Below are 19,663 nucleotides of genomic sequence, written 5' to 3' on the forward strand. Positions count from 1 at the left end.
CTCATTCCGCCGGAACACCGTTGGCGAGTATCTCCAGCATACGCGCCTCATCGATGATCTCGACGCCGTTCTCACGCGCCTTGTCGAGCTTGCTCCCGGCCTCTTCGCCGGCTACGAGGTAATGGGTCTTCTTGCTGACCGAGCCGGAGACCTTGGCACCGGCTGTCTCCAACTTATCCTTCGCTTCGTCGCGGCTCAGCGTAGGAAGCGTGCCGGTGATGACGAAGGTCAGACCCGCCAAAGGCTTCGGCGCCCTGGCGGCGGGCTCGCCCTCTTCCCAGCTCAGGCCGCAGGCGCGCAATTGCTCGACCACTTCGCGGTTGTGCGGCTGATCGAAGAAGGTGCGCAGGCTTTGCGCCACCACCGGGCCCACGTCGTTCACTTCGAGCAGTTGCTCCTCGCTCGCGTCCATGATCGCGTCGAGCTTGCCGAAGTGCTTGGCCAGGTCCTTCGCGGTGGTTTCGCCCACGTGGCGGATGCCAAGGCCGAACAGGAAGCGCGGCAGCGTGGTCTTCTTCGAGGCCTCGAGCGCGTCGACCAGGTTCTTCGCCGACTTTTCGGCCATGCGATCGAGGCCCGCCAGCGTGACGAACCCGAGCTTGTAGAGATCGGGCAAGGTGCGAATCAGGTTGGCATCGACCAGTTGCTCGACCAGCTTGTCGCCCAGTCCGTCGACATCCACCGCACGCCGCGCCGCGAAATGCAGGATGGCCTCCTTGCGCTGCGCCGCGCAGAACAAGCCGCCGCTGCAGCGGTAGTCGACCTCGCCCTCCTCGCGCACGGCTTCCGAATCGCACACGGGGCACTTGTGCGGCATGGTGAAGACTGCGCCGCGCTGGTCGTCGGGCTTGGCCAGGCTGTCCGGTGCCACGCCGACCACTTCCGGAATCACGTCGCCGGCACGGCGCACGATCACCGTGTCGCCTACGCGCACGTCCTTGCGGCGCGCCTCGTCCTCGTTGTGCAGCGTGGCATTGGTCACGGTCACGCCGCCGACGAACACCGGCGCGAGCTTGGCCACCGGCGTGAGCTTGCCGGTGCGCCCGACCTGGATCTCGATGCCGACCACCTCGGTCAGCTGCTCCTGCGCCGGGTACTTGTGCGCCACGGCCCAGCGCGGTTCGCGCGAGACAAAGCCCAGTTGCCGCTGCAGCTCGATGCTGTCGACCTTGTAGACCACGCCGTCGATGTCATAGGGCAACGCGTCGCGCTGGCGGCCGATGTTCTCGTGGAAGGCGATGAGCTCGATGGCACCCGTCGCGCGTGCCGTCTGTGTGGCCACGGGAAAACCCCATGCGTGGAACTGCTGCAGCCAGTCGAATTGCGTCGGGCAGTCGGGTCCACCCTCGGCCGCTGGCGTCACCTCGCCCAGCCCGTAGGCAAAGAAGCTCAGGGGCCGCGCCGCGGCAATCGCCGGGTCGAGTTGGCGCACCGCGCCGGCAGCGGCATTGCGCGGGTTGACAAACACCTTCTCGTTCTTCTGCCCATCCGCGATCTTCTGGCGCTGGCGCTCGTTGAGCGCGTCGAAATCGGCGCGCTTCATGTAGACCTCGCCGCGCACCTCGACCACGGGCGGCGCCGTACCGTTGAGGCGCAGCGGAATCTCGCGCACGGTGCGGATGTTCTGCGTAACGTCTTCGCCCACCTCGCCGTCACCGCGCGTGGCGGCCTGCACCAGCACGCCGTTCTCGTAGCGCAGGTTCATGGCAAGGCCATCGAATTTCAGCTCGCAGACGTATGCGACCTGCGGCCCGTCCTCGGGCAGGCCCAGCTCCTTGCGCACGCGCGCGTCGAAGGCGCTCGCGCCGCCGGGCGTGATGTCGGTCTCGGTTCGGATCGACAGCATCGGCACCTTGTGGCGCACCTTGAGGAAACCGTCGAGCACCTTGCCCCCCACCCGCTGCGTCGGTGAATCGGGCGTGCGCAGGTCGGGAAACTCGGTTTCGATCGCCTGCAGGCGCTGGAACAACTTGTCGTACGCCGCATCCGGCAGTTCGGGCGTGTCGAGCACGTAGTAGAGATGGGCGTGGCGGTGGAGCTGCTCGCTCAGTGCGGCGGCTTCGCGTGCCGCTTCGTCGCGCGTCGTCATGGTGTCTCCCGAAGGTCGGAGTTGTTAGCTGAAGAGGCGCCGCGCCAGCGGCGAGCCCGCCGCAAGGTCGCGCGCATCGAGCGTGTCGTAGAGCTGCTCGAGGTCGGCGCCGATCACGTCCATGGTTTCGTCGCGCAGCAGCTGGCCGTCGCTGTCGGTGACCACGCCGTCCATCTCGCGCGCCAGCGTGGCGGCGGCTTCGCGCATGCGGCGGAACGGCTCTTCGCCACGGTCGACCTGCGGCACATCGAGGCTCAGGCTGAGCTCGCGAATGGCCGACTGGGCCGGGTCGTCGGCCAGCGCCGCTTGCGTGTCGAAAGCCAGCCCGAGGATCGGCGGCAAGCCGGCTTCGCTGGTCGGCAGCACCATGCGCCCCGGGATGATGCCGGCCACGAAGCCGAGCCGCGCCGCGTTCTGCTGCACATAGCCCGGACTCCAGGCCGCATGCAATGCGCGCAGGACAAAACCGAGCTGCGCATCGTGCGCGCTCGCGAACTGGTCGAGCTCGCGGGCGCGCGCCACTTCGTCGAGCATCTCGGGGAATTCGGGCGCGCCGTTGACGGCATCGGCGAAGGCCTGCGCCTTGACCACGAATTCGGAGTATTCGATCTCGTTGAGCGCACCCGTGCGGTTGGCCAGCTGCACGCCGACCTGGAAAGCGCTGTAGCGCTGGCCGGCCACGGGCGGCTCCCACTGGCCGGTGTGTTCATTCAGGCCTTCGATGGCCACCGGCTTGCTGCCCGCGCGCCGTGTCGGCGGCATGGCGGCGATGGCGGCATCGCCCGAGGCGAGGCCATCGAGCGAGATCGGTGCGATCACGTCGATCAGCGGGTCGAGCCCGCCGCGGCGTTCGCCGGTCGCCACGGGCACGCCGCTGGGCGCCGGCAGGTCGGGGTCGAACAGCGGTTCGTGGCGGTCGGCACCCTGCATCTGGTGCGGATCGGCATGCAGCATCGGCTCCATGCCGCCGCCGCTCGCCGCCAAAGCGCGCTCGGCTTCATCGAGCGCGACGTCGATCGCGTCGGGCTGGCGCGGCGCATTGCGGCGTGACATCAGCGTGTTGTAGGCAACGACGGCCGCGAGAACGAGGCCGCCGAGGATGGTCAGGGCGAGAGTGAGGCTGCTCATGGGTGCCGCTCGGCTTACGCGGCTTCGACCATCGAGACCGCCGACTCCATGTCGACCGCAACGATGCGCGACACGCCCTGCTCCTGCATCGTCACGCCGATCAGCTGCTCGGCCATTTCCATGGCGATCTTGTTGTGGCTGATGAAGAGGAACTGGGTTTCGCGGCTCATGGCTGTCACGAGTTTGGCATAGCGCTCGGTGTTGGCGTCGTCCAGCGGCGCGTCCACTTCGTCAAGCAGGCAGAAAGGGGCCGGGTTGAGCTGGAAGATGGCGAACACGAGCGCAATGGCCGTGAGCGCCTTCTCGCCGCCCGAGAGCAGGTGGATGGTCTGGTTCTTCTTGCCCGGGGGCTGCGCCATCACCTGCACGCCGGAGTCGAGGATTTCGTCGCCCGTCATCATCAGCTTGGCGTTGCCGCCGCCGAACAGCTCGGGGAACATGCGGCTGAAGTGCTCGTTGACGACCTTGAAGGTACCGCCGAGCAGGTCGCGCGTTTCGGCGTCGATCTTGCGGATGGCGTCTTCGAGCGTGCCGATGGCCTCGTTCAGGTCGGCCGACTGTGCGTCGAGGAAGGTCTTGCGTTCGCTCGCGATGGCGAGTTCGTCGAGCGCCGCCAGGTTCACCGCGCCGAGCGCGACCACTTCGCGGTTGAGGCGGTCGATTTCGCCTTGCAGGCCCGTGAGCTTGACCTTGTCGGTTTCGATCGATTGCTCGATGGCTTCGAGGTCGGCGCCGGCATCGTCGAGCAGCTGCTGGTACTGCTCGACGCCCAGGCGCGCGGCCTGTTCCTTCAACTGGAACTCGGTGATGCGCTGGCGCAGCGGATCGAGTTCGCGTTCGAGCTGCAGGCGGCGCTCGTCACTGGCGCGCAGCTTGAGCGTGAGGTCGTCGTACTGGCTGCGCGCCGAGCCCAGCGCGGCTTCGCGTTCGAGCTTGAGCGACAGGGCATCCTGCAGGCCGGCCTGCGCAGCGGCATCGGACAGCCGGGCCAGTTCGGCTCGGGCGCGCTCGTCTTCGTCGGTCAGTGCCACGGTCTGCTGCGCCGCGGTTTCGATGGAGCGGTTGAGCTCCCCGCGGCGGGCTTCGAGCGTGCGCTGCGAGAAGGTCGCTTCCTGCGCCTGGCGCTCGAGGCTGCGGTGCTGCTCGCGGCTCGCGCTCAGCGCGCGGCCGGCTTCGATCACGCGCTCGTCGAGTTGCGCGTGGCGCTCCTGGCTGTCGGCCAGCTGCATGTCGAGCTCTTCGAATCGGCCTTCGGCGGCGATGCGCCTCTCCTGCAGTTCCTCGAGCTGCGCATCGACTTCGCCGAGGTCGGCGGCCAGCTGCTGGCTACGCGCGCGGGTCTGCTCGGCGAGCTGCGTCATGCGCAGGGTCTCGACCTGCAGTTCGTGCGCGCGCGACTGGGTCTCGGCGGCTTCGCGACGTGCGGTCACGAGGCGCTGTGCGGCATCGGCGTAGGCGGCTTCGGCGCGAACCAAGGCCGTACGCGCTTCTTCGTTGATGAGTGTCTGGGCGCGCAGCTGGCGCTCCAGGTTTTCCATTTCCTGCTGGCGGGCCAGCATGCCGGCCTGTTCGGAATCGGGTGCGTAGAAGTTGACGCTGTGCGAGGACACGGCGTGGCCGCTCTGCACGTAGATGACTTCACCGGGCTGCAGTGTGGCGCGCTGGGCCAGCGCCTCCTCGAAGCTCGCGGCGGTGTAGCAGCCATGCAGCCAGCCGTTCAGCAGGGCCTGCTGGCCGGCATCGTTCAGGCGAAGCAGGCTGGACAGGCGCGGCAGCGCGGCCGTGCCTTCGGGCGCTCCGGCGGCCGGCGGGCTGTAGAAGGCAAGCTTGGCGGGCGGCGCATCGTTGCCGAAGGCGCGCACCATCTCCAGGCGGCTGACTTCGAGCGCACCCAGGCGTTCGCGCAGCGCGGCTTCGAGCGCGTTTTCCCAGCCCTGCTCGACGTGGATGCGGCTCCACAGGCCCTGCAGGCCGTCGAGTCCGTGCTTGGCGAGCCAGGGCGCCAGCTTGCCGTCGGTCTTGACCTTTTCCTGCAGCGCGCGCAGCGCTTCGAGGCGGGCCGAGAACTCGGCATGACGGGCGCCCTCGGTGTTGACGGCCTGCTGCTTCGCGCGGCGGTCGTCGTCGAGCTGCGGCACGGCTTCCTGCAGTTCGTGCAGTCGGGCGTCGGCTTCGCTCGCGGCTTCCTGCGCCATGGCGTGCTGCTCCTGCATCTCGAGCAGGCGGGCTTCGTCGGGCGCGGCCAGCGCGTTCTGGTCGGCGCGCAGGCGCTCGCTGCGCTGCGTGAGCTGGCGGCTTTGCTCTTCGATGTTGCGCTGATCGGCGGCCAGCACCTGGATCTGCTGCTGTACCTGCGACACGGTCGTGCGCTGCGTGTTGGCCTCGTCCTGGGCGCGCTGCACGGCTTCCTCGAGTTCGGGCATGCGTGCGTCGTGCTCTTCGAGCTGGGCGGCCAGCAAAATGGCCTGCTCCTCGGCGTCCACCCCGGCACCGGCCAGCGTTTCGATCTCGGCCTCGGCCTCTTCGCGGCGGCGGCCCCACTGGCCCATCTGCTCGCGCAGTTGCACCAGGCGCTGCTCGACGCGCTGACGCCCTTCGACCACGAAGCGGATCTCGCCCTCGAGCCGGCCGACTTCGGCGCTGGCCTCGTAGAGCTTGCCCTGCGCCTGGTTGACCTGGTCGCCGGCGCCGTAGTGGGCCTGGCGCACGGTTTCGAGTTCGGCTTCGATGTGGCGCAGATCGGCCGTGCGCGATTCGAGGTCGTTGATCGCCTTTTCGGAATCGAACTTGATCTTGGCCTGGTCGGCGTTGCTTTCGCTGCGCTTCAAGAACCACAGCTGATGCTGCTTCTTCGTGGCGTCGCCCTGCAGCATGTTGTAGCGCGCAGCCACCTCGGCCTGCTTCTCGAGCTTTTCGAGATTGGCGTTGAGCTCGCGAAGAATGTCCTCGACCCGCGTGAGGTTCTCGCGCGTGTCGCCCAGGCGGTTTTCGGTTTCGCGGCGGCGTTCCTTGTACTTGGACACGCCCGCGGCCTCTTCAAGGAACAGGCGCAGTTCCTCGGGCTTCGATTCGATGATCCGGCTGATGGTGCCCTGGCCGATGATGGCGTAGGCACGGGGCCCGAGGCCGGTGCCCAGGAACACGTCCTGCACGTCGCGGCGGCGCACCGGCTGGTTGTTGATGTAGTAGCTGCTGGTGCCGTCGCGCGTGAGCACGCGGCGCACGGCGATTTCGCCGAACTGGTTCCATTGGCCGCCAGCGCGGTGGTCGGCGTTGTCGAACACCAGTTCCACGCTCGAACGGCTGGCCTGCTTGCGGGTGGTCGTGCCGTTGAAGATCACGTCCTGCATCGACTCGCCGCGCAACTCCGACGCACGCGACTCGCCGAGCACCCAGCGCACCGCGTCCATGATGTTCGACTTGCCACAGCCGTTCGGCCCGACGACGCCCACCAGTTGGCCCGGCAGCAGGAAGTTGGTGGGTTCGGCGAACGACTTGAAGCCCGAAAGCTTGATGGAATTAAGACGCACGACTTGTCGGCCTGCTTGGCTCTGGCGCCAAGGTATTGATTTGTAAGGAAAATTGCACGGGCCTGCAGCTTGCAGCAGGCCGCCGCCCCAGCCGTGGATGATAACGTCAGGGCATGAGCGATTCCCTGGTTTCTCCCCTCGCCATGCGACGTACCTGCCTCCTAGGAGGCATCTTGGCGGGCACGGCTGTTCTGCTTGGCCTTGCAGGCTGCTCGTCGACGCGCGACACCCAGCGCGCCGAGCCCTACAGCAGCCACGAATGGATGCAGTCTGGCGCCAACCGCATCGCCAACCTGTCGCTGCGCGACAACCTGCAGTCGGTGCGTCGCGTGCAAAGCACGCTGTACAAGCGCAACCCGCGCGAATGGCGCAAGTCAGCCGTCAGCATGGACGAAGCCGCCCAGCGCGCCTGGGATGCTGTGCTCAAGGGGCCGCCCCTGCCTGAATTGAAGGGCGCCACCGGCATCGACGCCATCCGCCTGGCTTTCGACACCGGGCCGCAGGGCTACCCGGGCGACCGCGTCGCGGCGCTGGTGTACGGCTGGGCCACCATGCTCAAGCAGGCCAACGGCGACACCTGGGACCAGACCATGATCGACGGCATCAACGCCGAGAACAGCTTCAGGGCCGCGCGCAACTTCGAGATCTCCCTCTGGCTCATTTCCTCCAAGGCCGGCCCCGATGGCCAGCCACTGCTGCTGGCCACCGAAATCAGCGACCGCGGCCGCAACCTCGTGGCGGACCGCGAACTGTCGAAGGTCGTGGCGCGGCTCGACCTGCTGGCTGCGCAGGCCGACGAGAAATACCGCCGGGCGGCACTCGACTTCGGCCAGAACTGGGTGATGGGCGTGGTGATGCCCTTCTTCACGCTGATACCCAAGTAAATCCATGGAAGAAGCAAGGAAGCCTACGGAAAGATATTTCCCGAAATTTAATTTGCGGTAATATATTTCCGTGAACAAGCAGGAACTCGTCACTGCCCTGGCCGCCCGCCGCGAGGCTGCCGGCATCTCGAATGCCGAGATCGCGCTGCGCTCGGGCCTCACCGAGCGCTCCGTGCGCAACGCCCTGAGCCTGCGAGGCAACCCGCAGCTGTCGTCCCTGCTGGCGCTGGTCGATGCACTGGGGCTCGAACTGCAGCTTGCGCCGAAGGGCTTCGGCGAAACCACGGCCACCGATCCCGGCTATCGCCCCGTGACCACGCGCGTGGGCCGTGCAGTGGCGCAGGCGCCCGCCCCGCCCTACATCAAGCGCCGTTCGCCACCATGAACGTCAAGATCCTCGAGATTTCGCTCGGCACACGCCGCTTCGGCAAGCTGTTCCAATACGCCGACCTGTGCCGCTTCGTCGCGGAGCCCGAGCTGGTCGCCAATCCGCCGCCCGAAGTGCTGTCGCTCTCGATGGTGGCGAGCGACCCGGCGGCCCAGTCGGCGCTGTGGAGCGACGTCAAGAACCCGCTGTTCAACGCCCAGGGTGGCCAGCTGCCGGGGTTTTTCCAGAACCTGCTGCCCGAAGGCGTGCTGCGCAGCCACATCGCACAGTTGCGCGGCTGCCGCGAGAACGATCATTTCGAACTGCTCGCTGCCTGCGGCGGCGACCTGCCCGGCGCAGTGAGTGCCCGGCCCGTGTCGGTGGACCGCGGCACATTGCAGCGCCTCATCACGCAGGACCAGGATGCACTGGAAATGTCCGTGGTCGAACTGCCGATGCCGCAAGGCATATCGGTTTCGGGCGTGCAGCCCAAGCTGGGCCTGCGCCGCCAAGGCGGGCGGTACGTGGCCCGCACGCGGGCCGGCGCAAGCACCCGGGTGATCGCCAAGCTGCCAGTTGCCGGCCGGCCGCACATGCCGCAGCTCGAAATGCTGTCGCTGCAGATGGCTGGCGCGGCAGGCGTCGAGGTTTGCCATGCGGAACTCGCCCCGCTCTCGGCCATTGCCGCGGAGCACAGCTATGCGCTGCCCGACGAGCCCGAATTCCTGGCGGTCACGCGATTCGACCGCGATGGCGCGCGCCGCATCCATTTCGAAGACTTCGCGCAGGTGCTGGCGATCGACCCGATGCGCAAGTACAGCGGCAGCTACCTCGACATGGCGCTCGCGATGCGCGCGTTTCCGTCGCTGGGCGAGGAAGCGGTGCTCGAACTCCTGCGGCGGCTCGTGGTGAACGACCTGCTCGGCAACCCCGATGCGCATCTCAAGAACTTCGGCGTGCTGTACCCCGACGGCGTTGCGCCGCGATTCGCGCCGGCCTACGACATCGTCGCGTACGCCGCGCTGCAGGGTGTGGACGGCCACGCGCTGCCGCTGTTGACGGAGCCGGCGGCCCCGGCCAGGCGCACCGCCCTGTTCACGCCCGCCAACGTGCGCGCCTTCTGCTTCTCGGCCGGGCTGCACGAGCCGCTCGTGCGCCGTGTCGTCGCCGACACCGCACGGCTGGCCCGCGACAGATGGCCTGCAATGATCGACGCCTCGGCGCTGCCGGCGCCGTGGAAGAAACGGCTGCAGCAGCGCTTGCAGGCACATCCCTTGCTGCAAGCCATGGCAAAGCGCGGCAAGTAGAAAAAAACTGGCCCCTAGAATGAATCCGCCCTCCACCCCTCAACCCATTCGAGGCAGCAGCAACTCATGAGCTCCATCAATTTCATCGGCGGCGAAAAAGGCGGTGTCGGCAAGTCGGTCACGGCGCGCGTGCTGGCGCAGTACTTCATCGACCACAGCCGCCCTTTCACGGGCTTCGACACCGACCGCTCGCACAGCTCGTTCACCCGCTTCTACGAAGGCTTCGCCTCGCAGGTGGTGGTCGACAGCTTCGAAGGGCTCGACACGGTCGTCAACGGCTTCGAGACCAACCCGCAGCAAAGCGTGATCGTCGACCTTGCCGCGCAAACGCTGGCACCACTGTCGCGCTGGATCAAGGAGTCGGACCTGTTCGACGTGTTCGCCGACATCGGCGTCACCGTCAACTTCTGGCACGTGCTGGATGACGGGAAGGACTCGACCGACCTGCTCGGCGCGCTGATCGACACCTTCGGCAACCGGCCCAACTACATCGTGGTGCAGAACTACGGCCGCGGCAGCGACTTCGGGATGCTGCTGGCCTCGCAATCGCTCTCGAAGGCGACGGCGAACGGCGCACGCGTGATCACCTTGCCCCGCCTGCACGACGCGAGCATGCGCAAGATCGATGCGCAGAACACGAGCTTCTGGAAGGCCGTGAACGACCGCGAAGGTCCGCATGCGCTGGGGTTGCTGGAGCGCCAGCGGGTGAAGTCCTGGTTGGCTACGGCTTATGCGGCGTTCGACACCTTGCCGCTGTAAAAGAAATCCCGGCGGCAGATCTCTTCAGATCATCCCGCCGTTGATCGAGATCACCTGGCCCGTGATGTAGGCCGCCTCGTCACTCGCCAGGAAGGCGGCCAGCGCGGCCACTTCCTGCGGAGTCCCCGCGCGTTTCACCGGCACCATCTGGTCGATGACCGCGGGATCGAACACCGCATCCGCCATCGGCGATGCAATGATTCCGGGCGCAATCGCATTCACCGTCACGCCGCGCGACGCCACTTCGAGCGACAGCGCCTTGGTCGCGCTGTTCAGCGCACCCTTGGCCGCGGCGTAGTTGACCTGGCCCCGGTTGCCCGCAATCGCGGCAACGGAAGAGATGTTCAGGATGCGCCCCCACCGCGTGCGCATCATCGGCAGCAGCAGCGGCTGCGTAACGCGAAAGAAGCCGTTGAGCGATACGTCGATCACCTTGTGCCACTGCTCGGCGCGCATGCCCGGCAGCACTGCGTCGTCGTGCACGCCTGCGTTGTTGACGAGGATCTGGACCGGCCCGCCTTCCAGGATGCGCGCGCACGCCGCCGCCGAGGCTTCGTCGCTGCACAGGTCGAACACGTAGCACTCCGCCTTGCCGCCCGCCGCGGTGATCGATGCGGCCAGTTGCTCGACCGCCTCGGGCCGTGAGTTGGCGTGCAGCAGGACCGTGGCGCCGTCCCGCGCGAGGCGTTCGGCCATGGCGGCGCCGAGTGCGCCGCTCGCGCCGGTGATCAGCGCGCGTTTTCCTTCGAGACTCATGGCGATGTCATGCTTTCTGCAGCAAGCGGTGTATTCAGAACCACGACGGCGCGGCCTTCGGCCAGCATGCGGCCGTCGTCCGCCTTCACCGTGAATTCATAGAGGATCTGGCGGTCGTCGCCCGACAGGCGCCGGGCTCCCACCTGCAACGCGCCGGGCACGTCGTCGAGACGCGCCACCGCCAGCTTCACGTTGCGTGCGCTCGCCAGGAAACCCGCCGACGGCGTGCTGCCCTCGGCGGCCAGCAGGCCGCCATGCAGCGCCATGGCCTGCGCCGCGTACTCGATGGCGTTGGGCGCGAGCAGCCCGCTCTCGGTGCGCAGCGGGTTGTCGGCCCGTGCGTGCGTGGTCGTGCTGCAGTGGATGGCCGCGGCGTCCCAGCTCTCGAGCCGCTCCAGCAGGCACATGCTGCCGCTGTGCGGAATGCGCTGCGCAATGCCCGCGCGGTCGAGTGTCTGCGGCGCAGTCAAGCGACAGACTCCAGGTCGGCCACCAGCAGTACGTTGGCGAACGGCGTGCCTTCGCTCATCGGGATGCTCTGCACGCGAAAGCCCAGGCGCCGCAGTAGCGCCGTCCAGTCGGACAGCGGCCGGCCCCAGGTCGGCGAGACCTTGTGGCCACGGATGCGCGTGACCGTGCGATCGACCCACTGGCTGATCGCAAAGCCGCGGCGGCTCGACGCGTCACCCACGCGCAGCAGCAGCCGCGCCTGCGGGTTGCCGCCACGGCGCAGCGCGTCGCGCACGCGCTGCAGCACGCCTTCCTGCGCTTCAAGGTTCACGTAGTGCAGCACGTCGAGGATCACGACGAGGTCGCAGTCCGGCAAGGCGGCCGAGCACATGTCGGCGCAAACCAGCTTCGGCGCGGGCTGCAGATGGCCGATGGAGGCCTCGGCGCGCGCCACGTCCTTCGGCATCAGCTCGATGCCGGTGTAGTCTGCGCCGTGCGTCGTGGCGTGCCATGACGACGGCCAGCGGCCTTGCTTCTGCATCGCGCTCATCGACGCCAGCAGGCTCGCGAACAAGCCCTGGCCGCAGCCGATGTCGACCACGCGGCTGTGCTGCGCGCCGACCAGCCGGCGTTCGAGCAAGCCGCGAAACACCGGATCGCGCCCCAGCTTGCCGCGCGCAAAGTGCCAGGCGAAGCTGCCGCCCTTCTTGTAAGGAACCGTCGCGGCCTCATGCAGCTCGCGCCAGGCGTTGTCGGTCGACGACGAGGGCATCACCGCGCTCATGCTTTCAGGCCCTCGGGCAAGGTAACAGCGCGCAATCCATCGGCGCGCAGGCGTTCGAGCAACAAGGGCAATACCTCCAGCAAAACGGGTTGTCCTTCGGCGGTGCGCGCGGCATTGCCGTCGTGCAGCAACAGAATGTCGCGCGCCTGCAGGTTGTGGCTCAGGCGCGCCATCACCTTGGCGGCGTCGCCTTCGCGCGTGTCGAAGCCGCGCCGCGTCCAGCTCACCAGCGAGAGGTCGAGGCGGTGCAGCACGGGTTCGAGGAACGGGTTGCGCAGGCCGGCCGGCGCGCGGAAACAGGTCGGGCGCTGGCCGACGGTGTCGGCGAGGATGTCCTGCGCCCGCGCAATTTCGGCGGCAAAGCCGCGTGGCCCGAGAAAAGAGAAGTTGTGCCGATGCTGCGCCGTGTGGTTCTGGATGCTGTGGCCGCGCGCGACGATCTCGCGCGCCAGTTCGGGATGCGCCAGCACCCGCTCGGCGATGCAGAAGAATGTGGCGCGCTGGCCGTGCGCGTCGAGCAGATCGAGCACTTGCGGCGTCACCTCGGGTTCCGGCCCGTCGTCGATGGTGATCGCCACTTCGCGGCGCGCGGCGGCCGCTTCGGGCAGCCGCGTGACGTTGGGGCCGAGCAGGCTGCTGCGCGGCGTCAGGCCGGCGCCGGTGATCAGCGCATGGTTCAGCACGATCGCGCCGATGGCCCACGGCAGCGCGCCCGGCACCAGCACGCCCGCGCCGATGGCCGCGACATGCCATGCCGCGCTGGCGCGGATGGCCGGCGGCCAGGGCCAGGATTCGGTGGACGCAGGAACGGAAGACATGGAGGCCGATTTTCCCATCAGCGGCGCGCCGCCTTCGACGGCGGCACGTTCCGCGCGAACGCCGCCGACAGCAGCAGCGCCAGCAGCGCGCCCGGCGCGACCACGCGACCAATGGACGACAACGCCGGAATGTCCGAAATCGCGATCAGCCCGAACGACACCACAGTCGTCAGGTTGGCCAGCATCAGCGAGGCCAGCGTGTCTTCGTCGGCCCGCCCGGTCGTGCGCAACTGGTCGAAGAACAGCGCGTAGTTCGACCCCACCGCCACGATCAGCAGCAGCCCCACCAGGTGCAGGATGCCGAGCGCCGCCTGCAGCACGGCCATGCCGCCGAGAGTGAGCACCACCGCGAACAGCAGCGGCTGGCACACGGCCAGCAGCCGGCGCCATGAACGCAGGTAGATGCCGAGCAGCAGCACCACCGCCAACGCGCCGAGCAGCACCTGCACGAAAGCCTCGTGCAGGTAGCGCTGGTACAGGCCCGCGAGTTCGCGGCCGACGTCGACCACCTGCACTTCGGGCAGGCCGGCCAAGGCTGTTTCGAGGCGGCCCTGGTCGAACTTGGCGCCGGGGTGCAGCACGACCAGCGTGCCCCAGCCGCCACCCGGGCGCTGGTACATGAGCGTGTTCAGGACCGAGCCGAGCGGTCCGTCGGCCAGTTCGGCACGCTGTACCGGCGGCAACTTGCGCGCCGCTTCGATGTCGGCCAGGAACGGCCCGAGCCGCGATGCCGGCAGCGGCATGCCCTTGGTCGCTTCGGCCAGATTGGCGCGCAGCGTTTCGGCATTCGGCAGGCTCGCGATGCGCGCCGTCTGCACCGCCACGCTCGGCAGCACGCGCGTCACGGTTTCGTAGCCGACGAGTTCGCCCTGCTCCACCAGCGCATCGAGCCGCGCCGCGGCCGCCTCGGTGTTGCGCAGCGCGGCCTGTTCATCGTCGCCGTAGGCAACCACCAGCACGCCGCCGTCGCTCGCGCCGATGTCGTTGCGCAGCATCTCGTCGAGCTGCTGGGCCGCCTTGGGCACCGGGCTCATCGCGCCCAGGTCGGCGCGCCACAGGTGGCCGCCCTGCCACAGCACCAGCGCCAGCGCGGCCACGCCCAGCGCCGCCAGCGGCCAGCGCAGGCGCGGCAGGCCACGCACCAGCGCGCCGGCCATTTGCGCCATGTACCTGCGCATGCCCATGCCGGTGGCGCCGTCGGGCGCCAGCACCGGCAGCACGTAGCGCGTGGCCAGCGCGGCCGCGACAAGGCCGGCGATGGAGAACACGCCCAGTTGCGCGAGCCCCGGAAAGCCCGAGAACACCAGCGCCGCAAAGCCGCACACCGAAGTCAGCAGGCCGAGCCGCACGGTCGGCCAGTTCAGGTCGCGCCAGCGCTGCCAGCCGGTGCCTGCCACGGCTGCGCCCCGCGCCTGAATGAGGTAGTAGATGGCGTAGTCGACCGTCTCGCCGATCAGCGTGCTGCCAAAGCCCAGAGTGAGGCCGTGCACCGAACCGAACACGAGGCTCACGCTCGCCGTGCCGATCACCACCCCCGTGGCCACGGGCAGGAAGGCGATGACCAACGCACGCGGCGACGCGAACGCCAGCAACAGCAACCCGCCCATGACGATGCCGCCGACTATCGCGAGATGGATCGCTTCGGTCTTGATCTTGTCGCGGCTCATCACCGAGAACACCGGCGGCCCACTGAGCAGCAGCTTCGGCGCCGCTGCGCCCATGTCGCGCGTGGCGGCCTCGTAGGCGGCGTGCACGCGTGCGATGGCCACGGCCTGCGCGTCGAGGTCGCTGCCGGCGGCGCGCGTGGTGGCGATCATCAGCGCGCGCGGCGCCGCGCGCGACATCCAAACGCCCTCTTCGCTGCGCGGCGCGCTGGCGGGCACCAGCTCCATCGCAATGCGCTGTGTCTCGCCGGTCGGGTCGCGGTCGAGAAACGGCTTGATCACGTTGCCGGCCGGCGTGCCGAGCATCGACAGGGTTTCGTTGATGGCGTCGCGCAGACCCTCGGCGGTGAACTGCCCGGGCACAACACCTGGCGACAGCTGGTAGCGGTGCTGCAGCACCCAGGCGCCCGCCTCGCTCCAGTCGCCGACGTCGCCGTTCTGAACCAGATCGAACAGCTTGCTCTCGCGCATGTCTTTGGCGACCGCACGCGACACGGCGGCACGCTGCTCGGTGCTGCCGCCCTCGATGCCCAGCATCAGCGTGCGCGAGGCGACGCCGCTTTGCAGCTGCTCGATCAGCACGCGCTGGCGCACGTCCGGGCTCTTGGGAAGGAAGGCCGAGAGATCCGCGCCGATCTGCGTGCGCGCAATGACGACGGCACCGCACAGCAGCACCAGCAGCCACGCCAGCAGCACGACCGCCCTGCGCCGCCAGCCCGGCGGACCGCCTGCCTGCTGTTGCGGCATCACGGCGTGGTGCGTCCGGGCGCGCTGGATGGAGCCGCGTTGGCTGGCACGGCGCCCGGTGTGATGTTCATGACTGAGCGGTCACCGCCGACGAACTCCATCTCGAGCCCCAGCACGTCGCTCGCGCGGCCGTTGATACGCATGCTGCGCACCTGCGCGGCCAATCGGCTGTCCATCGGCACGAGGTCGAGCGTCCACCTGGCAGCCGAGCCCGACACGGTGCTGCGGAAATAGCGCTGCAGCGTGGCGCCGTCACCGGTGAGCGTGCCGCGCATGGCTTCGACCAGGCCGAGCAGCTCGGGCATGCTGTCCAGCGCCAGCGTGCGGGTGCGGCCGCCGCGCGAAAGCGTCAGCGTGTTGCCCTCGACAGCCATGGTCTCGATGCGCGGAGACAGCGTGCGGCGCACCAGCTTGTCGGGTGCGTCGAAGCTCAGCGTGCCGCTGGCGTCGAGGGGACCTTCGAGGCCGCGCACGAAGCGTTGTTCGGTGAAGCGGGCCTCCCCGCTCTTCTGCTTGGCCAGCAGCGTCATCAGCTCGGGCAGGTCGAACGCCGCCCAGGCCGGCACGGCGCAGAAGGCCAGCGCGAGCACGCATGCCCTGCAAAGCCAGTCAAGCCGCATCTTCGAGCCAGAAATCATGAAAGTTGAACCAGTTGTAGGGATACGCGCGGCACAGCGCTTCCAGGCGTGCCACATAGGCTTCGACGGCCGCGCGGATGCGCATTTCGCGCTCCGCGGGGCTGGCGACCGGCTCGCCGAAGTCGGCCAGCGGGTCGAACCGGACATCGTAGCGGGCGCCGCCGCCGTAGAGCCCGGCCATGAAGAACACCTTGCGGCGCAGCAGGGCCGCCAGCCGGAAGGGACCGTCGTTGAAAACCGCCGGCTGCCCGAGGAACGGCAGCACGATGTTGTTGCCGCGATGGTGCGCGGGCTGGTCTTCGCTGCCCGGCAGCGTGCGGTCGGCCAGCATGCCGCCCAGGCCGCCGCCGTCGAGCCAGTCGCGCAGTTCGAGCATCGAATGCGGCCGGCCCAGCGCGATGACGTGCGGCCGCAGCTCAGGCACCGCGATGGCGTTGAGGATGGCCGTGATGCGCTGCGCGTTGTCCGGGTACATCAGCATCGCGAGGCGCAGGTTGCGCTGGTGCGTCTGCTGCTTGCAGGCCCCCAGTGCCTCGAAGCTGCCGACGTGGGCGCCGAGCAGGAAGGCGCCTCGCCCTTGTGCGATCTCGGATTCGATCGACACGTTGCCCTCGATGCTGACCTTGAACAGGTCCATGCGCCCGCGCAGGAAGTACACGCGGTCGAGCACCGTCGACGCGAAGGCGTGCAGCAGGTGGAAGCCGTCGATCCAGCCCGCCTGCGGGCCGATGGCCCTGAACAGATAGCGCTTGATGTGCCGCCGCTGTGCCGGTGCGAACAGCAGGAAGTACAGCGCGATCGGCGGCAGCAGGAGCCGCGTGAGGTGGCGTCCGCACACCAGAGCCATCACGACGATGAGCCGGAGCGCAAGCATGTTGCTGCGCTCGGGTGCGTGCGCCCAGTCGCCGCTTTCGCCGCGCTGGCCCTTCGGTGCCGCCTGCCCGGCCCGGTCCGCCTCTTTCAAGGCGCGCGCTTCGACGTCGGCGTGTTTCATCACGCGGACTCTTGCACGGCCGTCCAGCGGCCGGTGACGGCCACCACGCCGTCGCAGCGAACGTCGAAGCGTACGCCACGGCCGGGTCCGGCTTCCGGATGCAGTTCGATCGACAGCGCGGCGCCCGGGCGCACCGGTGACAGGAACTTTGCCGCGGCAAGCGTGGGATGTGCGCCCAGCCGCGACACCAGGGCCGGCACGCGCCGGATCGACTCCATGACCTCGGCCAGCACCAGTGCGCCAGGCAGCAGGGGCTGGCCGGGAAAATGGCCCGCGAATACGGGGTGATCCGCCGGCACCACGTGCGCCATCTGCACTGGTGTGTCGTCTTCGGCGAGCTGCGCCAGCGCGAATTCGCGCAGCGCACGCACCGTGAGCTTGCCCGTGCCTTCGCGTGGGAACGCCTTGACCTGCACCACCCTGCGAGGCACGAACACGGGTTCGAGCCGCTGCCGCAGGGCCGCGATGATGTCGCCCGCCGAGAGCTCGGGCGCGACCACGAAGGCCACCGGCCGCACGACCCCGTCGGCCACCTCGTCGGGCAGCCAGAAGGCACCGTCGTTCACGCCGGGAATGCTGTTGAGATGAAAATTCAGGTGCGCCAGCGAACTGCGCCGGCCTGCCACGTGGATCAGGTCGTTGGCGCGGCCGAACAGGCGGAAGCGGCGTTCGTCCAGCAGTTCGAGCACGTCAGCCATCGGCGTGGGCTCGGGCATGAAGTCGCCGCTGAAGATGAAGCGCTCGGGGCCGCCGTCGGCCGAGCGCTCGGCACGCACGCGGATCTCGCCGAAGGTCTCCCAGATCTCGCTGTCGACGGTGCGGCGCGTGGCGACCTGGCCCGACTCGGTGCTGCCATAAATTTCGAGCAGCACGCCGCCCATGGCCTGCTCGGCCTGCTGCGCGAGTTGCGGCGACAGCGGCGCGGTGGCCGACAGGATCAGGTCGACCGGCGGCAGCTCGATGCCCGAGAGCAGCAGCGTCTTGAGATGGAACGGCGTGGTCACCAGCGCGCGGGGCGCCGGCACCGAGGCGAGCGTCTTCGCCACGTCCGCCGGGAAGAACGGCCGGCCGCTTTCGAACGCGGCGCCACCCAGCATGGCAAGCAGCACCGACGATTCGAGCCCGTAGCTGTGCTGCACCGGCACGGTCGCGACCAGCGTGAGGCCTTCAAGCGAGGGACGCTCCAGCACCCGGCACAGCCGCTTCACGGCCACCGCCACGTCGCCCACCAGCGTGCGCCAGGTCTTGGCGTGCGGCTGGGGCACGCCGGTCGAGCCCGAGGTGAGCAGGCTGGCTGCGTGCATGGCCGCGTCGATCGCGGGCACCGCGCCATCGGCATCGCCGCCAGGACTCGCGCGATTTTCGATCAGCACGCGCTGCATGCCCGGGGCCTGCAGCTTCGGGTCATCGGTGAGCGCAAAAAGATGCGGGCCGCCGGATTCGAGCAGGCGCGCGAGCGTGTCGGGCCGCGCGTCGGGCGGCAGCAGGCTGGCATGGCCGCGCATCAGCGCCGCGCCCAGGCCCACGGCGAAGGCGTAACGGTCGACGCAGAGATTGACGGCCGGCCCCTCGCCCGGAAGTCCGGGTGCGAAGCGGGCCACGTCGGCCAGGAACTGCCGCGTGCTCACGGGCGCGCCGGCGCGCCAGGCCAGGGGGGCGTCGGGGTCTCGGTCCGCGAGCAGTGGCAGGAAGCGGAGGTCTGTCGTCACGCGGGCGGCGCCTGTGTCATTGGCCGCCGGGGCTGGTGTCCACCGACGACGTGCCATAAAACGCGCGCACCGCATCCACGAGGCGCGTGCGTTCGAATTCGGGATGCAGCCGGTAGCGTAGCAAGTGTTCGCCGACGAACAGCAGCGTCACCATCACCGGCGACAGCACATTGGCGAACAGCGACCACTCGGAAAACGGCCGCGTCAGGTAGATGAGGATCGACGCCAGCACGGTCAGCGCGAAATAGCCGGTCCAGATGCGCGTGAGCTGCGTGGTGTAGGCCAGCATGTGGCCCTTGAGCGGATGCACGCGCTGCGCGAACTGGGTGATCAGCGGCAGGCCGCGGCCGCGCAGCGTCGAGCCGAACCAGCCGCACAGCGCGGCGTTGATGGCCACGTGCTGCAGCACGTACAGCCGGTTGGGATCGCCCGCCTCACCGAGGAAGACGAGCGAGAAGCCGCCAACGCCCAGCACGGCCACGGCGGCAAGGCCCCAGCGGCCGAACCAACTGGCGGCCAGGCCCATGGCGGCGAGCCAGAGCGGGCCGAGCAGCACCACCACCGCCCACGGCTCCGTGGGGTGGAACAGCGTCATCCAGTGAGAGAGGCCGGCATATGCAACCCCCACCACCAGCAGGAGTGCTATTCGCCATCGCGACATGGGATCAGGAAGCCACGCGATGCTCGGCGACGTGGGTCGCGAGCGTGCGCAGCGACTGGAAAATCTGCTGGTTGCGTTCGTCGTCCGAACGCAGCTGGAACCCATAGCGGCGCGAGACTTCGAGCGCGACTTCGAGGATGTCGATGGAGTCGAGTCCCAGGCCTTCGCCATAGAGCGGTTCGGTGGGCACGATGTCCTCGGGGGCCACTTCGAGGTTCAGCGCGTTCACGAGCAGCACTGCCAGCTCTTTTTCGATCGGCGACTGTTCGGAGGCATCGCCAGTGGCGGGAATGGGGGGCTGAGCAGTCGATGACAAAAAAAACCTCCTGAAACTTTTTCCTGAACTACCGTGCGGGTCGTGGATTATAGGAGGGCCGC

17 protein-coding genes are annotated in these 19,663 nt (G+C 68.5%); 4 read left to right on the forward strand and 13 right to left on the reverse strand.

What is annotated here, in order from left to right; translation table 11 throughout:
• Position 1: 1 nt before the first annotated feature.
• The 3 genes from ligA to smc are packed head-to-tail and all read right to left on the reverse strand — an operon-like array spanning position 2 to position 6,747.
• Positions 2–2,089, reverse strand: coding sequence for an NAD-dependent DNA ligase LigA (ligA, locus tag ASC92_RS19185; protein WP_056518654.1), 2,088 nt, complete (start codon positions 2,087–2,089; stop codon positions 2–4).
• A gap of 24 nt (positions 2,090–2,113) precedes the next feature.
• Positions 2,114–3,217: a cell division protein ZipA C-terminal FtsZ-binding domain-containing protein gene (locus tag ASC92_RS19190; RefSeq protein ID WP_056518656.1), complete on the reverse strand. Its 1,104-nt coding sequence runs from the start codon at positions 3,215–3,217 to the stop codon at positions 2,114–2,116.
• Between the two features lie 14 nt (positions 3,218–3,231).
• Complete coding sequence (gene smc, locus ASC92_RS19195; protein WP_056518658.1) at positions 3,232–6,747, reverse strand: chromosome segregation protein SMC; 3,516 nt, start codon at positions 6,745–6,747, stop codon at positions 3,232–3,234.
• A gap of 173 nt (positions 6,748–6,920) precedes the next feature.
• On the opposite strand from smc, the gene ASC92_RS19200 reads away from it, so the two are divergent.
• The 4 genes from ASC92_RS19200 (at position 6,921) to ASC92_RS19215 (ending at position 10,064) form a co-directional block, all read left to right on the forward strand.
• On the forward strand, positions 6,921–7,631 hold the full coding sequence (locus ASC92_RS19200) for a hypothetical protein (RefSeq protein WP_235505895.1): 711 nt from the start codon (positions 6,921–6,923) through the stop codon (positions 7,629–7,631).
• A 70-nt stretch (positions 7,632–7,701) separates the two neighbouring features.
• Positions 7,702–8,016, forward strand: coding sequence for a helix-turn-helix domain-containing protein (locus ASC92_RS19205; protein WP_056518661.1), 315 nt, complete (start codon positions 7,702–7,704; stop codon positions 8,014–8,016).
• Complete coding sequence (locus ASC92_RS19210) at positions 8,013–9,305, forward strand: type II toxin-antitoxin system HipA family toxin (protein ID WP_056518664.1); 1,293 nt, start codon at positions 8,013–8,015, stop codon at positions 9,303–9,305. The genes ASC92_RS19205 and ASC92_RS19210 overlap by 4 nt, the downstream gene beginning before the upstream one ends.
• Before the next feature lie 66 nt (positions 9,306–9,371).
• Positions 9,372–10,064, forward strand: coding sequence for a hypothetical protein (locus tag ASC92_RS19215; protein WP_007837844.1), 693 nt, complete (start codon positions 9,372–9,374; stop codon positions 10,062–10,064).
• Between the two features lie 24 nt (positions 10,065–10,088).
• On the opposite strand, the gene fabG is transcribed toward ASC92_RS19215, so the two are convergent.
• From fabG to ASC92_RS19265, 10 genes are read right to left on the reverse strand one after another with little or no spacing between them, the layout of a single operon-like run.
• Positions 10,089–10,820, reverse strand: a complete 732-nt coding sequence (gene fabG / locus ASC92_RS19220) for a 3-oxoacyl-ACP reductase FabG (protein WP_056518666.1) — start codon at positions 10,818–10,820, stop codon at positions 10,089–10,091.
• Complete coding sequence (locus tag ASC92_RS19225; RefSeq protein WP_056518668.1) at positions 10,817–11,290, reverse strand: hypothetical protein; 474 nt, start codon at positions 11,288–11,290, stop codon at positions 10,817–10,819. The genes fabG and ASC92_RS19225 overlap by 4 nt, the downstream gene beginning before the upstream one ends.
• The gene (locus tag ASC92_RS19230; protein ID WP_056518670.1) at positions 11,287–12,054 is read right to left on the reverse strand and encodes a class I SAM-dependent methyltransferase; all 768 of its coding nucleotides are present in this window, start codon (positions 12,052–12,054) and stop codon (positions 11,287–11,289) included. The genes ASC92_RS19225 and ASC92_RS19230 overlap by 4 nt, the downstream gene beginning before the upstream one ends.
• Positions 12,051–12,890: a polysaccharide deacetylase family protein gene (locus ASC92_RS19235; protein WP_056518672.1), complete on the reverse strand. Its 840-nt coding sequence runs from the start codon at positions 12,888–12,890 to the stop codon at positions 12,051–12,053. Before ASC92_RS19235 ends, ASC92_RS19230 begins: the two co-directional genes overlap by 4 nt.
• Complete coding sequence (locus tag ASC92_RS19240; protein ID WP_056518674.1) at positions 12,890–15,283, reverse strand: MMPL family transporter; 2,394 nt, start codon at positions 15,281–15,283, stop codon at positions 12,890–12,892. Before ASC92_RS19240 ends, ASC92_RS19235 begins: the two co-directional genes overlap by 1 nt.
• On the reverse strand, positions 15,283–15,921 hold the full coding sequence (locus ASC92_RS19245) for a LolA-related protein (protein ID WP_056518676.1): 639 nt from the start codon (positions 15,919–15,921) through the stop codon (positions 15,283–15,285). The genes ASC92_RS19240 and ASC92_RS19245 overlap by 1 nt, the downstream gene beginning before the upstream one ends.
• Complete coding sequence (locus ASC92_RS19250; protein WP_056518678.1) at positions 15,893–16,915, reverse strand: hypothetical protein; 1,023 nt, start codon at positions 16,913–16,915, stop codon at positions 15,893–15,895. The genes ASC92_RS19245 and ASC92_RS19250 overlap by 29 nt, the downstream gene beginning before the upstream one ends.
• Complete coding sequence (locus tag ASC92_RS19255) at positions 16,915–18,624, reverse strand: AMP-binding protein (RefSeq protein WP_056518680.1); 1,710 nt, start codon at positions 18,622–18,624, stop codon at positions 16,915–16,917. Before ASC92_RS19255 ends, ASC92_RS19250 begins: the two co-directional genes overlap by 1 nt.
• A 16-nt stretch (positions 18,625–18,640) precedes the next feature.
• The gene (locus ASC92_RS19260; RefSeq protein ID WP_056518682.1) at positions 18,641–19,285 is read right to left on the reverse strand and encodes a hypothetical protein; all 645 of its coding nucleotides are present in this window, start codon (positions 19,283–19,285) and stop codon (positions 18,641–18,643) included.
• Positions 19,286–19,289: 4 nt separating this feature from the next.
• Positions 19,290–19,601, reverse strand: a complete 312-nt coding sequence (locus ASC92_RS19265; protein ID WP_056518683.1) for a phosphopantetheine-binding protein — start codon at positions 19,599–19,601, stop codon at positions 19,290–19,292.
• Positions 19,602–19,663 lie beyond the last annotated feature (62 nt).

Source organism: Variovorax sp. Root411 (assembly GCF_001425205.1).
Taxonomy (GTDB): Bacteria; Pseudomonadota; Gammaproteobacteria; order Burkholderiales; family Burkholderiaceae_C; genus Variovorax.

Coding starts and splice junctions, on each gene's coding strand:
- ASC92_RS19240 (WP_056518674.1), bottom strand. CDS start 15,283: ATGCCGCAACAGCAGGCAGGCGGTCCGCCGGGCTGGCGGCGCAGGGCG.
- ASC92_RS19250 (WP_056518678.1), bottom strand. CDS start 16,915: ATGAAACACGCCGACGTCGAAGCGCGCGCCTTGAAAGAGGCGGACCGG.
- ASC92_RS19190 (WP_056518656.1), bottom strand. CDS start 3,217: ATGAGCAGCCTCACTCTCGCCCTGACCATCCTCGGCGGCCTCGTTCTC.
- ligA (WP_056518654.1), bottom strand. CDS start 2,089: ATGACGACGCGCGACGAAGCGGCACGCGAAGCCGCCGCACTGAGCGAG.
- ASC92_RS19245 (WP_056518676.1), bottom strand. CDS start 15,921: ATGATTTCTGGCTCGAAGATGCGGCTTGACTGGCTTTGCAGGGCATGC.
- ASC92_RS19260 (WP_056518682.1), bottom strand. CDS start 19,285: ATGTCGCGATGGCGAATAGCACTCCTGCTGGTGGTGGGGGTTGCATAT.
- ASC92_RS19230 (WP_056518670.1), bottom strand. CDS start 12,054: ATGAGCGCGGTGATGCCCTCGTCGTCGACCGACAACGCCTGGCGCGAG.
- fabG (WP_056518666.1), bottom strand. CDS start 10,820: ATGAGTCTCGAAGGAAAACGCGCGCTGATCACCGGCGCGAGCGGCGCA.
- ASC92_RS19235 (WP_056518672.1), bottom strand. CDS start 12,890: ATGGGAAAATCGGCCTCCATGTCTTCCGTTCCTGCGTCCACCGAATCC.
- ASC92_RS19215 (WP_007837844.1), top strand. CDS start 9,372: ATGAGCTCCATCAATTTCATCGGCGGCGAAAAAGGCGGTGTCGGCAAG.
- ASC92_RS19210 (WP_056518664.1), top strand. CDS start 8,013: ATGAACGTCAAGATCCTCGAGATTTCGCTCGGCACACGCCGCTTCGGC.